This is a genomic window from Mesorhizobium sp. M0590 (genome assembly GCF_040320905.1).
GTDB lineage: Bacteria > Pseudomonadota > Alphaproteobacteria > Rhizobiales > Rhizobiaceae > Mesorhizobium.
Window position 1 is genome coordinate 83954 of the sequence record NZ_JAMYQN010000002.1, and the last position, 13460, is coordinate 97413.

Sequence of the window (13460 nt, forward strand, 5' to 3'; positions counted from 1 at the left end):
AAACTTAGCCCCCTGCATGATAAGCGGTGCTTTCCCAGAGTGAGTTCGTTCCCCCTTCACACCAAACTCCTCTGCTCCGCCTCCTCCGCATTGGGATCCCCCGGCGCAGTCGCCCAGGCGAGTTCAACCAGCGTCACCGTCCGCCTTCCAGTGCTATCAAGCTGGCAGACGATGAGGCCTTGCTCCTCGATATAGGTCAGCAGGCGCCGGGCGCGGCGCAGCGAGTGCGAGCCGTAGGCGCGGGCGATTGCCGCGTCGCTCGGGCAGGGCCAGCCCTCCTTGGCGGCGCGAGCGATCATCATGAACACGCCTTGCATGTCCTCGGGCAGCAGCGAGGCGCGCGCCGAAACGTCCTGCCAGGCGTCGTCGCCTGCCATGTCGGAGCCGAGGCCGGCGCGGGCGCGGGTCAGCATGCGGCGGAACTCGGGCAGGTCCGGCACGACGGAGGCGAGGCCCTCGATGCGGCAGCGGACGACGAACTCCTGATAGAGCACGCCGATGACGCGGAAGCCGGCGTCGGGTTGCGCCAGCACGGCGCGCAGAACCCGGTCGACGCGCTCGCGCCGCTCCGCCAGATCCTCGGCGCTGATCGGCGGCTCCACCGGTCCGGGGCGGATTTCCAGCGCCGCCGATTTTGCTGCCATCAGCTGATCGAGCAGGTCGGCGACGAGCGGCGCTGCGGCCGCACGGTTTCCGGCGGCGGCGCCGCCAGGATGATCGCGCGGGCATCCTCCAACGCCGCTTCCGGCAGCGGCATCAGGCGCGGGGTCGCGTTGCGCGGACTCGTTTCGGTCGGGCCGATGCGCAAGCCGAGCGGACGGCGCGACAGCGCCGGGCCGAGCGCCATGAACTGCCCGCGCTCGAGGTCGCGAAAGGCCTCGGCCTGGCGGCGCTCCATGCCGAGAAGGTCGGCGGCACGCGCCATGTCGATATCGAGAAAAGTCCGGCCATCGGGGCTCTGCTTGGCTTGCCGGTCACACAAACACGATAGGGTTTTTCTCGCGCCGTGCCATGCGGATCAATTCCGATAGTCCATCGGCAAATTCCCGAACCCATGCGTCGGTGCTTGATTCGATCAGCCGCAATTCGCGCTCAAGCTCGACAAAGCTCGGCTCCTCGATGACGTCTCCGACACTGCAGGCTGAAAAAAAGGACAATCCGTTCCAAGGCCGAGCCTTCGCCGAGAAGGCCGGCAATCGCCTCTCTAAGCGCGGCGACGTGGGCGATGTTTCCGACACACCAGTCGCACACCGTGACCACGTCCCAGGTGAGATTTACGCCCTCGGGATGGATCACCTCGCATTCGCCCGTTGTCGGTTCCCGCTGAAAGCGATAGCCGGGGAATTCCCGCTCCATGGTCGAAGCGCTTTTGAAAACTGCAACGTCGAGACCCATTCCGATCCTCCGGCTAGCCCCAAGCCAAAGCAGGCGCGCAGCACTACTCCGGCAGCCCCGCCACCCGCATGGCGTCGGTCACGATTCCTTGCGGGTGCTGCCGCCACGAATCGATCATAAATGGCCTCGCGCCATCAGGCGAAACACATCTAGGTTAGCGCCTACCAAGAAAACACTTGGCGTGAGCGGACTTAGCGATCGGGTAACTCAGCCCAAAGCTTCTTCGCGAAGCCCCGTTCGTCGAGTTCCCACAAGTCGTCTGCTATCTCAGCTTGGCCGTTGCGGCATCGATAGGAATAAACGGTATCGTGACCCGTCGCGACGGCTGGAACGTCTTTCGCGTTTGGATTCTGCCGACAGAACTCATCCGCACCAGGATTGTCGCGTGCCGCATTCATCTTGGTGCAGGGCAGGTTGGCGCCGACGAAGCAGACCATGACCTTGCCGTCCATGCAGCGATATTGGGCCTGTGCCCGCAGTTCGGAATCGTCCGGCGCAATTTGAGCGTCCGGAGCGAGCGCCTTGAACGCCTGGACCGTCTCGTCATGAAGCGCGGGCGAATAGTCCTGGATCGTGTCGTCGTTGTGCACCTGGCGGCACAATTGGTGCATGTCGGCAGCCTCCGCTTTCGTGACGCCGAGCGCGGCAAGGCTGAGCAGGGCTCCAACCAGCCATGCCGCAGCGCCGGTGTTTGAAAAACGGGACATTTTCATCGCAAAACCTCCTTCGAAAAATGCGCATGAAACCGCTCGCGACTTGGCGCCGCAGAGCAGACACTTGAGCAAGAGTGTCAGGATAGCGCGCAATTTGACCGCCACCAGCCAGTAGACAGTCCCACCGACGGCGGCGCAGAATAGCCACCATCAGGATTTTCTCCGCCCGGGAGACGGCATGGATGCCATCAGAGCGCATGTACCCGATCATCACTGCGACCGCCCCGGCAATCTAGAGCCGTAGCGGCTTTCTGCCGATCAGCCGCCGCGGGACCTCGATCCCGATCGCGAAGATCAGCATAGCGTACAGCGCAGCCAATGCGCCGAGCAGCGTGGCGCCAGTCTCATACAGCCAAACTCCCCTGCTCCGCCTCCTCCGCATTGGGATCCCCCGGTGCCGTTGCCCAGGCGAGCTCCACCAGCGTCACCGTCCGCCTTCCAGTGCTATCAAGCTGGCAGACGATGAGGCCTTGCTCCTCGATATAGGTCAGCAGGCGCCGGGCGCGGCGCAGCGAGTGCGAGCCGTAGGCGCGGGCGATTGCCGCGTCGCTCGGGCAGGGCCAGCCCTCCTTGGCGGCGCGAGCGATCATCATGAACACGCCTTGCATGTCCTCGGGCAGCAGCGAGGCGCGCGCCGAGACGTCCTGCCAGGCGTCGTCGCCCGCCATGTCGGAGCCGAGGCCGGCGCGGGCGCGGGTCAGCATGCGGCGGAACTCGGGCAGGTCCGGCACGACCGAGGCGAGGCCCTCGATGCGGCAGCGGACGACGAACTCCTGATAGAGCACGCCGATGACGCGGAAGCCGGCGTCGGGTTGCGCCAGCACGGCGCGCAGCACCCGGTCGACGCGCTCGCGCCGCTCCGCCAAATCCTCGGCGCTGATTTGCGCCTCCGCTGCTTCCGGGCGGATTTCCAGCGCCGCCGACTTCGCCGCCATCAGCTGATCGAGCAGATCCGGCGACGAGCGGCGCTGCGGCCGGACGGTTTCCGGCGGCGGGGCCGCCAGGATGATCGCACGGGCATCCTCCAACGCCGCTTCCGGCAGCGGCATCAGGCGCGGGGTCGCGTTGCGCGGACTCGTTTCGGTCGGGCCGATGCGCAAGCCGAGCGGACGGCGCGACAGCGCCGGGCCGAGCGCCATGAACTGCCCGCGCTCGAGGTCGCGAAAGGCCTCGGCCTGGCGGCGCTCCATGCCGAGAAGGTCGGCGGCACGCGCCATGTCGATATCGAGAAAAGTCCGGCCCATGAGGAAATTGGAAGCCTCGGCGGCGACGTTCTTGGCAAGCTTGGCCAGCCGCTGGGTGGCGATGATCCCGGCCAGCCCGCGTTTGCGGCCACGGCACATCAGATTGGTCATGGCGCCGAGCGAGAGCTTGCGCGCCTCGTCCGAAACCTCGCCGGCGACGGCCGGCGCGAACAGCTGCGCCTCGTCCACCACCACCAGCATCGGGTACCAGTGGTCGCGGGCGACCTCGAAAAGCCCGCCGAGGAAGGCGGCGGCGCGCCGCATCTGGTTCTCGGCGTCGAGCCCCTCGAGATTGAGCACCGTGGAGACGCGGTGGATGCGCGCCCGCTCGCCGGCGCTCTGCAGGCCGCGCTCGGTATGCTCCTCGGCGTCGATCACCAGATGGCCAAAACGGTCGCCCAGCGTCACGAAGTCGCCTTCGGGGTCGATGATGGTCTGCTGCACCCAGGGCGCGCTCTGCTCCAAGAGCCGGCGCAGCAGGTGGGACTTGCCGGAGCCCGAATTGCCCTGCACCAGAAGCCGCGTCGCCAGCAGTTCCTCAAGATCCAGCGCCGCCGGGGCGCCTGCGCTCGTCTGGCCCATCTCGATCGCAACGGTCATGTCTCGACTCTCCTTGCGGAGAGGGCTTATCAACCGCATCACAGCCCGTCGAGCGCGCCATGGCCGGCGCTCCGTGTTGCGCACAGGCTGGATGTCGCGGACGATCGAGGATACGGAACGTACCGTTTCGATTCGATAAGGCTTGTCTCTTCAGGTCGAAAACCGGTACCCGCCTTTCACCGGCTGGGCCTGCCTGGCTTTCTGCGAGCCGGCGCGCGCGGCCGCCGCAAGAATGCTCTCCATCAGGTCCTTTTCGCGCAGCGGTTTGCCGAGCAGCGGCACGTCGGGGGGCCGGTCGGCGATCGCGTCGGCATCGGCATATCCCGTTATCATCACCGCCGGCCAATCGGACCGCAGATTCCGGGCGAACCGAATGACCTCCAGGCCCGAGACGAGCGGCATGGCAAAATCGGTGACGATGACATCGAAATCGTACGGCGCCCGCTCGATCATCGCCAGCGCTTCGGCACCGCCCCCGGCACAGGTAACCGCAAAGCCGTGTTGGCGAAGCGATTGCGCCGTCAGTTCCCGTAGTACATTGCTGTCGTCGATCAGCAGGACCGATGGATAGTCCTCGCCGGCATTCCCGACGCTGTCGTCGGCATCGGACTTCTCGGCGATTTCCACCGGGCGCTCGATTGAACGCGGCAGCCAGAGCTGGACGGATGTTCCACTGCCGACGGTGCTTTCAATGCGAAGCGTGCCGCCCGATTGCTTGACGAAACCATGCACCGTGCTCAGACCGAGGCCAGTGCCTTTGCCGACCGGTTTTGTGGTGAAGAACGGTTCTACGACCTTGGCGAGAATGTCAGCCGGTATGCCCGACCCCGTGTCCTTGACCGTGACCACGACATAGTCGCCCGCCGAAATATCCTCGGCTGCACTGCCTAGCGTTCGATTTTGCGCCTCCACGATTATCGTGCCGCCGGACGGCATGGCATCGCGCGCGTTGAAGACCAGGTTCATCAGCGCGAGCTCCAGCTGGCTGGCATCGACATGCGCCGGCCACACAGTGTCGTCGACAAGCCAATCGAAACGGATCAGGCCGCCCAGGACCGGGGCCACCAACCCGTTCATTGTATCGCCGAGCGCGGCGAGGCGCACGGCCTGCGGCCGCAGCGTCTGGCGGCGCGAGAAGGCAAGCATGCGGTTGACGAGCTCGGCGCCTTGTTTTGCCGACCGGCGTGTCAGTTCCAGAACCTGCCTGGTCTGTCCGTCGAACTCGGCATGGCGCTCGAGCAATCCCAATCCGCTGAGAATTGCGGCAAGCAGATTGTTGAAATCATGCGCCAGGCCGCCGGTAAGCTTGCCGATCGCGTCGAGGCGCTGCGACTGCAGCAGCTGGTCCTCAAGCTCGCGCCGCTCGGTAACGTCCAGCAATGTGCCGAGGATCTCGGGGTTCCGGCCGTCGGAGCCATTCGACAGGACGCCCTGGTCGAGAAAAATCCGGTAATTGCCGTCGGCGCATTGCCAGCGGAATTCGCAGGTGTAGGAGCCGGTGGCCTTGGCTGCGAGCAGGACCTCCCTCACTCTCGGCAGATCGTCGGGATGAACGCGGCTCAGGCCGAAGCCTGGATCGGCGGTCAGCCGTTCCGCAGGAAAGCCGGTCAGGCGTTCGACCCCTTCGGTGACAAAGCTGGCGCCGAACGGCGGCTCCGCCGCCCTTGCGTGGAAGCAGACCGGAAGAGAGCTCAAAATGGCATGCTGCCGCTCCTGTGCGCTGCGCAGCGCCCGCTCGGCCTCGAGCTTTTCCTTCTGCGCCTGCAGTGCCTGGGCCAGCAGCCGTTGCTCGGCAGCCGCCTTTTGCTGGATTTCGAGCGTCTTCTCATGAAGTTCGACGAACACGGCAACCTTGGAACGCAGCATGGCCGGGTCGAAAGGCTTGAACACGTAATCCACCGCGCCGGCGTCGTAGCCGCGCAGCATGTGCGCGTCTTCCTTGTTGATGGCGGTGAGAAAAATTATCGGCGTTCGCCTGGATTGCTCGCGCTGGCGGATCAATCCCGCGGTCTCGTAGCCATCCAGCCGGGGCATCAGCACGTCCAGCAGGATGACTGCGAAATCCTCCTTCAGCAGTGCGCGCAACGCCTCTTCGCCCGACTGCACGCAGACGACTTCACCGATAGGGGCCAGAACCTCGCCGATCGCCAGCAGATTGCGCTCGTCGTCATCCACGGCCAGGATGCGCGCCTTTGCCGGCCCCGCTGCCGGCGCCATGACCTCCAGCTTCCTTGCTCCGTTTCTCGACAGCTTCTGCATCGAGCGGCCGTCAGTTCACTGCCATGAGCGTCTTTTCCGGACCATGGACACGGGATCGCGAACGGCCGATCCAGACACGCAGCAATGCCAACAGCAGATCGAGGTCGACAGGCTTGGCGATGTAGTCGGAGGCGCCGGCGTCGAGGCACTTCTGCCGGTCGCCCTTCATTGCCTTGGCTGTGACCGAGATCAACGGGATATGGGCGATCGCCGGCATGCTGCGGATCTGCCGCATCGTCTCGTAGCCATCCATTTCCGGCATCATGATATCGATCAGTGCCGCATCGATATCCGGGCTCTGCTCCAGAAGCGCGATACCTTCCCGGCCGCGCTCCGCATGCAGCACCTGGATGTCATAGGTCTCGAGAACGCTGGTAAGCGAATAGATGTTGCGGATGTCGTCGTCGACGATGAGGACCTTTGCGCCGGCGAGGTCGAATTTGTCCGGCTGTTCGGCTGCCGCACCATCGTTTTCGTGGCCTCGCCCGGGGAGTGTTGCCGACATCAGGAGAGCCAGCTGCGCGAAATTCTCCGCCCGCGGAACATCCGCCAATGCCGGATGCAAGGCGAGCGACTGTTGCAGCGCTTCCGGATGAGGCGCAAAGAACAGCAGTCGCGACACCGACTGCCCGAACAGGATGGCAATCTCATCCAGCATCTGGGCGTTGTCCTTGGCCGAGCGGCCAAAGCCGAGCACAACGGCATCATAGTTGGCGATGCCGATTTCGTCCGCATTCGCTGCGACGCGGCCGATCGCCGTAACCGAGGTGACGCCGTCGCGGATCGCCTCGATCAGCGAAAGGCGGCGCTCGGGATCGGGATCGGCGATCAGGACGCGGCTCTGGACGCGGAGCTTTCTGGAATGAATATCCTGGAAGACCTTCATCAGTTCGTCCGACGATACGGGCTTGGTTGAAATGCTGGATGCACCCTTGCGGGCAAGCACCTCGATGTCTTCGGCGCCCGAGATGACATGAACGGGAATGTCCTTGGTTTTCGGGTCATGGCGAAGCAGATCGAACAACACCCAGCCGTCGATATCCGATAGTCCGAGATCGAGCGTAATCGCGTCGGGAACCAGCTTGCGTGCCAAAGCCAGCGTGCCGGAGCCTGCGGTCGACAGGACGCCTTTCAGCCCGGCCGAACGTGCAAGGCCGAGCAGCAAACCGCCGAAGGTCGGGTCGTCCTCGACGATCAGCACGACCCGATCTTCCGACGAGATCGTGTCGCGGTCATCGAGCAATTCGGAGGACGGCGGGCTCGGCTGCGCTGTCGTCGCGGCCACCTCCATCGCCGGCAGCAACGCCGCTTGCGGGGCCAAGGCCATCCGGGGTCCGTCGAATGGAATGACCAGAGTGAACGTCGAACCCTTGCCCGGCGTGCTCTCGACCCGCAATTCGCCGCCGAGCAGCCGGGCAATCTCCCGGCTGATCGAGAGCCCAAGCCCGGTGCCGCCATATTTGCGGCTTGTGGTGCCGTCGGCCTGCTGGAAGGCCTCGAAAATTAGCTTCTGCTTGTCTTGCGGAATACCGATGCCGGTATCGCTGACCACGATCGCGAGCGCCTCCATCGGTTGCGCCGAACCGTTGTGACGGCCCGTCTTTTCGGCCCGGAAATTCAAGCGGACCTCGCCTTGCGAGGTGAACTTGAAGGCGTTCGACAAAAGGTTGAGCACGATCTGCTGCAAGCGCTTCTCGTCGGTGCGGACGGTCTCCGGCAGCTCGGGGTCGACATTGATGGTGAAGCCAAGTCCCTTGTCGGTCGCCAGCTGCCGGAAGGTTCGCTCCATATGCTGGCGAAGATGCACCACGGGCATATCGTTGATATCGATCGAGACGGTGCCCGATTCGATCTTCGACAGGTCGAGGATGTCGTTGATGAGGCTCAAGAGGTCGGTGCCGGCCGAATTGATGGTGCGCGCGAACTCGACCTGCTTGTCGTTGAGATTGCCCTGCTGGTTGGTTGCGAGCAGGTTTGAAAGGATGAGCAGCGAGTTCAGCGGCGTGCGCAGTTCGTGGCTCATATTGGCGAGGAATTCCGACTTGTATTTCGAGGTAAGCGCCAGCTGCTCGGCCTTCTCCTCCAGCGCCCGCCGCGCCATCTCGATTTCCAGGTTCTTGTTCTCCACCTGCTTCTTTTCGTTCTCGAGCAGCTGCGCCTTTTCCTGCAGCTCCTCATTGGTGGCGTGCAGCTCCTCCTGCTTCTTGGTCAGTTCGGTCTGACGCGCCTGCAATTCCGAGGTCAGCAGCTGCGACTGCTTGAGCAGGCCTTCGGTGCGCATGGTGGCGGCGATGGTGTTGAGAACGATGCCGACGGATTCCATCAGCTGGTTGAGGAACGACTGGTGCGTGTCGCGGAATTCGCTGAACGAGGCGAGTTCGATGACGGCCTTCACCTCGTCTTCGAACAGAGCCGGAAGAATGATCACGTTCGCCGGCGCGGCATTGCCAAGGCCGGAGGTAACGCGCAGGAAATTCGGCGGCACATTGTCCAGCATGATGGCGCGCTTGTCGGCGGCACTCTGCCCGACAAGCCCTTCACGCAGATCGAGGCGTTGCTTGATTTCCGCCTTGCTTTCGGCGCCATAGGAGGCGGCGAGCTCCAGATAGAATTCATCCTCGTCGCGGTTGGTCACATAGAACACGCCATATTGCGCATTCACCAGCGGGGCGAGTTCGGACATGATGAGGCGCGAGATCGTGGCCAGGTCGCGCTCGCCCTGCAGCATGCGCGAGAAGCGGGCGAGATTGGTCTTCAGCCAGTCCTGCTCGGCATTCTTCAGCGTCTGGTCCTTCAAATTGCGGATCATCTCGTTGATGTTGTCTTTCAGCGCCGCCACCTCGCCGGAGGCCTGGACGCTGATCGAGCGGGTCAGATCGCCCTTGGTCACCGCCGTCGACACCTCGGCGATGGCGCGCACCTGGGTGGTCAGGTTGGCCGCGAGCTGATTGACATTGTCGGTCAGGTCGCGCCAAAGGCCGGCAGCGCCGGGCACCCGGGCCTGGCCGCCGAGCTTGCCTTCGATGCCCACTTCGCGGGCGACGTTGGTCACCTGGTCGGCGAAGGTCGCCAGCGTCTCGATCATGCCGTTGATGGTGTCGGCGAGCGAGGCGATCTCGCCCTTGGCATCGACCGTCAGCTTGCGCTTGAGATTGCCTTGCGCGACCGCGGTCACGACATCGGCGATGCCGCGCACCTGGTTGGTCAGGTTCGTCGCCATCAGGTTGACGTTGTCGGTCAGGTCCTTCCAGGTGCCGGCAACGCCCTCGACCCGCGCCTGGCCGCCGAGCTTGCCCTCGGTGCCGACCTCGCGGGCGACACGCGTCACTTCGCCGGCAAAGGAGTTCAGCTGGTCGACCATGGTGTTGATCGTCGATTTCAGCTCCAGGATCTCGCCCTTGACGTCGACGGTGATCTTCTTCGACAGGTCGCCGCGCGCCACTGCGGTGGTCACCTCGGCGATGTTGCGGACCTGGCCGGTCAGGTTCTCGGCCATCGAATTCACATTGTCGGTCAGATCCTTCCAGGTGCCGGCAACGCCGCGCACCTGCGCCTGGCCGCCGAGCTTGCCTTCGGTGCCGACCTCGCGCGCAACGCGCGTCACCTCCGAGGCAAAGGAATTCAGCTGGTCGACCATCGTATTGATGGTGTCCTTGAGCTCGAGGATCTCGCCGCGCACATCGACCGTGATCTTCTTCGACAGGTCGCCCAGCGCCACTGCCGTCGTCACCTCGGCGATGTTGCGCACCTGGCCGGTCAGGTTGGCAGCCATCGCATTGACATTGTCGGTCAAGTCCTTCCAGGTGCCGGCAACGCCGCGCACCTGCGCCTGGCCGCCGAGCTTGCCGTCCGAACCGACCTCGCGCGCCACGCGCGTCACCTCGGAGGCGAAGGAATTCAGCTGGTCGACCATCGTATTGATGACGTCCTTGATCTGCAGGATCTCGCCCAGCGCATCGACGGTGATCTTCTGGGTCAAATCGCCGGTCGCAATTGCCGTCGCCACCTTGGAGACGTCGCGCAACTGCACGGTCAGATTGCCGGCCATGGCGTTGACGTTGTCGGTCAGGTCCTTCCAGGTGCCGCCGACACCCTCGACATGCGCCTGGCCGCCGAGCTTGCCTTCCGAACCCACTTCGCGCGCCACACGCGTCACTTCGGAGGCGAAGGAGTTCAGCTGGTCGACCATCGTGTTGACGGTGTCCTTGAGCTCCAGGATTTCGCCCTTGACGTCGACGGTGATCTTTTTCGACAGGTCGCCGCGGGCGACGGCGGTCGTCACCTCGGCGATGTTGCGGACCTGGCCGGTCAGGTTGGCGGCCATCAGATTGACGTTGTCGGTCAGGTCCTTCCAGGTGCCGCCGACGCCCTTCACTTCGGCCTGGCCGCCGAGCTTGCCCTCGGTGCCGACCTCGCGGGCGACGCGCGTCACTTCGGAGGCGAAGGAGTTCAATTGATCGACCATCGTGTTGATGGTGTCCTTGAGCTCGAGGATTTCGCCCTGCACGGCGACGGTGATCTTCTTCGACAAGTCGCCCGAAGCGACCGCAGTCGTCACCTCGGCGATGTTGCGCACCTGGCCGGTCAGGTTCTCGGCCATCGAATTGACGTTGTCGGTCAGGTCCTTCCAGGTGCCGGCGACGCCGCGCACCTGAGCCTGGCCGCCGAGCTTGCCCTCGGTGCCGACCTCGCGGGCGACGCGCGTCACCTCGCCGGCAAATGAATTCAGCTGGTCGACCATGGTGTTGATAGTCGATTTCAGCTCGAGGATCTCGCCCTTGACGTCGACGGTGATCTTCTTCGACAGGTCGCCCAGCGCCACAGCCGTCGTCACCTCGGCTATATTGCGCACCTGGCCGGTCAGGTTCTCGGCCATCAGGTTGACGTTGTCGGTCAGGTCCTTCCAGGTGCCGCCGACACCTTCGACGCGCGCCTGGCCGCCGAGCTTGCCTTCTGTACCGACTTCGCGCGCGACGCGCGTCACTTCCGAGGCGAAGGAATTGAGCTGGTCGACCATCGTGTTGATGGTGTTCTTGAGTTCGAGGATTTCGCCTTTCACGTCGACGGTAATCTTCTTCGACAGGTCGCCGGAAGCGACGGCGGTCGTCACCTCGGCGATGTTGCGCACCTGCCCGGTCAGGTTCGTCGCCATCGCGTTGACGTTGTCGGTCAGGTCCTTCCAGGTCCCGGCCACACCTTTCACGCGGGCCTGGCCGCCGAGCTTGCCTTCGGTGCCGACCTCGCGCGCCACGCGCGTCACTTCCGAGGCGAAGGAGGCCAGTTGCCCGACCATGGTGTTGACGATCTTGCCGATGCGCAGGAATTCGCCGCGCAGCTGCCGGCCGTCGATTTCGACCATCATCGTCTGCGACAGGTCACCCTTGGCCACCGCGCCGATGACGCGCGCCACTTCGGCCGTCGGCTGAACCATGTCCTCGATCAGATCGTTGACGGAACGGACGCTCGATTCCCAACTGCCGGTGGCGTTGCGGACACGGCCGCGTTCGCCGATCCGGCCATCCTTGCCGACGACCTTGCTGAGGCGCTCAAACTCGCGCGTGACCTGATCGTTGAGCTCGACGATTTCGTTGAAGGTGTCGGCGATCTCCGAATCGAGGCCAGAATAGATATTGTCGATGCGAACGGAGAAGTCACCGCTCCGAAAAGCCTTCAGCGCGTTCAGTATTTGACGGTGGTCCAATTGCCTTGTGGATGCAAGCACGCTCACAGCGCCCCTCCCAGCTCACGGATTTCTTGAATGTCCTGGTGAAACTGTCCCCTGCGGCCGACACAACTCCCCGCAAGCGCAAGAACGCGGCATGCTCGATTTGGTTCCAGACGAAATTGCCGCTATGCGGCAGGAATTTCGCAGTCGCATTCACGAAATGACGAGCAACAAAGATCCATAATGATTGTATCGATCAATATTTCTGCCCAACGGAACATCTCGAAAAAACTCTCGTTGGTATAGATCGCGATAGAGCGATGCAACTCTATGGAGACACTAAGATGATGAAAATTCTCTCTGCATCCCTACTTGCTATCGGCCTGGCCACATCTGCCATGGCACAATCCATGGGCTCCGGGACCGGTAGCGCCGATGGCAATACCGGCGTCAACACAGGCACTTCCGCCGGCAACACCGGGACCGGCAGCGCAACTACCCCGAACACGATCGATCCGAACGCAACGAACTCTACCACGCCGCAGACAAACGGTATGGAGGACCGCTGCAAGGATACGGCGGGCATCGATACCGACAACAACACCCCCAGCGGCGCTATGACGTCGGATATGCAGAACTGCAACAAGTAACGGAGTTTTGCGCAGCGATCATTTCAGCCCGCTGCCTGGTCGAGTCCCGGTGCTCGCGGTTCAAACCACAGCCAGAAAAATGCACAGACCGGGCACGGGCTCACTACTTCTGAATGGATCGGCGAGCCCAAGTAGGGCGGCCGATTACAGTAGTCTCAGCTAGGTTCTGCGACGGCCAGCCCGGACGGGCGGGCGGGCGTTCTGCTGATTTCGCGGAGAGAACTGGTGGAGCCAATCGGAATCGAACCGACGACCTCTTGAATGCCATTCAAGCGCTCTCCCAACTGAGCTATGGCCCCACTCCGGCAGTTCACCGGCGCCGTTTCCGGCGAAGAGATCCGGCGCGGGTTCTAGACCGCGCCGTTAGTGAAGGCGGCTTCTAACCCCGCCTTCAGTCAATATCAAGCCTTCAAGAACCGCTTTTTCTAGGCAGCGCCGCGAAAGCCGGCGAATGCGGTTCGCTCAGACCTCGTCGTCGTCTTCGCCGACGCCGATCATGTCGGCAACGTCGTCGTCTTCTTCCTCCTCGTCGGCGAGGAACGTGTCATCCTCGTCATCGCCAAGGTCAACGTCGTCTTCGTCATCGCCGAGATCGGGAAGCTCGTCGGCCTTCGCGTCCTCGTCCGCCTCTTCGAGCGAGACGACCTCGACGCCCTCTTCCTCCTCGGCGTCCACTTCCTTCTCGGCAACTTCCTCTTCCTCCTCGAGAGCGGCGATCTTGCCTTCTTCGAAATAGGAGCGCGGATAGCTCTTGCCCGTGTAAGGCGAGACGATCGGGTCCTTGTTCAAGTCATAGAATTTTCGACCCGTCTCCGGGTCGATGCGTTTGGTGCCAAGTTCGGGTTTTGCCACAGCAAGCCTCGTCGATGAAAGTTTGGTCCCCTTAACCAGAGTTTACGGCGCTGTCAAAGCGAAAAGCCGGCGTCCCAAAAAG

7 protein-coding genes, 1 tRNA gene and 1 pseudogene are annotated in these 13460 nt (G+C 63.4%); 1 reads left to right on the top strand and 8 read right to left on the bottom strand.

The genetic code is table 11. From position 1 onward, the window contains the following. Positions 1–56 precede the first annotated feature (56 nt). The 6 genes and pseudogenes from NKI52_RS04140 to NKI52_RS04165 form a co-directional block, all read right to left on the bottom strand. A pseudogene (locus tag NKI52_RS04140) lies at positions 57–949 on the bottom strand (ATP-binding protein); the annotation flags it as partial. Between the two features lie 143 nt (positions 950–1092). Next, positions 1093–1395, bottom strand: coding sequence for a hypothetical protein (locus NKI52_RS04145; RefSeq protein WP_156937525.1), 303 nt, complete (start codon positions 1393–1395; stop codon positions 1093–1095). A gap of 191 nt (positions 1396–1586) precedes the next feature. Further along, positions 1587–2213 (bottom strand): hypothetical protein, encoded by a 627-nt coding sequence (locus NKI52_RS04150; RefSeq protein ID WP_352645387.1) that lies wholly within the window; start codon positions 2211–2213, stop codon positions 1587–1589. A 239-nt stretch (positions 2214–2452) separates the two neighbouring features. Then, on the bottom strand, positions 2453–3952 hold the full coding sequence (locus NKI52_RS04155; RefSeq protein WP_352697123.1) for a helicase HerA domain-containing protein: 1500 nt from the start codon (positions 3950–3952) through the stop codon (positions 2453–2455). 150 nt (positions 3953–4102) lie between these two features. Continuing rightward, complete coding sequence (locus tag NKI52_RS04160; protein ID WP_502896637.1) at positions 4103–6211, bottom strand: PAS domain-containing hybrid sensor histidine kinase/response regulator; 2109 nt, start codon at positions 6209–6211, stop codon at positions 4103–4105. 10 nt (positions 6212–6221) lie between these two features. Beyond that, positions 6222–11933 carry a HAMP domain-containing protein gene (locus NKI52_RS04165; RefSeq protein ID WP_352697427.1) on the bottom strand — a complete coding sequence of 1904 codons (5712 nt, stop codon included), beginning with the start codon at positions 11931–11933 and terminating at the stop codon, positions 6222–6224. 287 nt (positions 11934–12220) lie between these two features. On the opposite strand from NKI52_RS04165, the gene NKI52_RS04170 reads away from it, so the two are divergent. Continuing rightward, positions 12221–12526, top strand: coding sequence for a hypothetical protein (locus NKI52_RS04170; RefSeq protein WP_352697124.1), 306 nt, complete (start codon positions 12221–12223; stop codon positions 12524–12526). A gap of 223 nt (positions 12527–12749) precedes the next feature. Here NKI52_RS04170 and NKI52_RS04175 read toward each other — a convergent pair. Both NKI52_RS04175 and NKI52_RS04180 read right to left on the bottom strand, forming a co-directional pair. Next, a tRNA-Ala gene (locus NKI52_RS04175) sits at positions 12750–12825 on the bottom strand. Positions 12826–12988: 163 nt separating this feature from the next. Continuing rightward, entirely contained in the window at positions 12989–13378 is a 390-nt protein-coding gene (locus NKI52_RS04180) for a TIGR02300 family protein (protein WP_023676282.1), read from the bottom strand. Positions 13379–13460 lie beyond the last annotated feature (82 nt).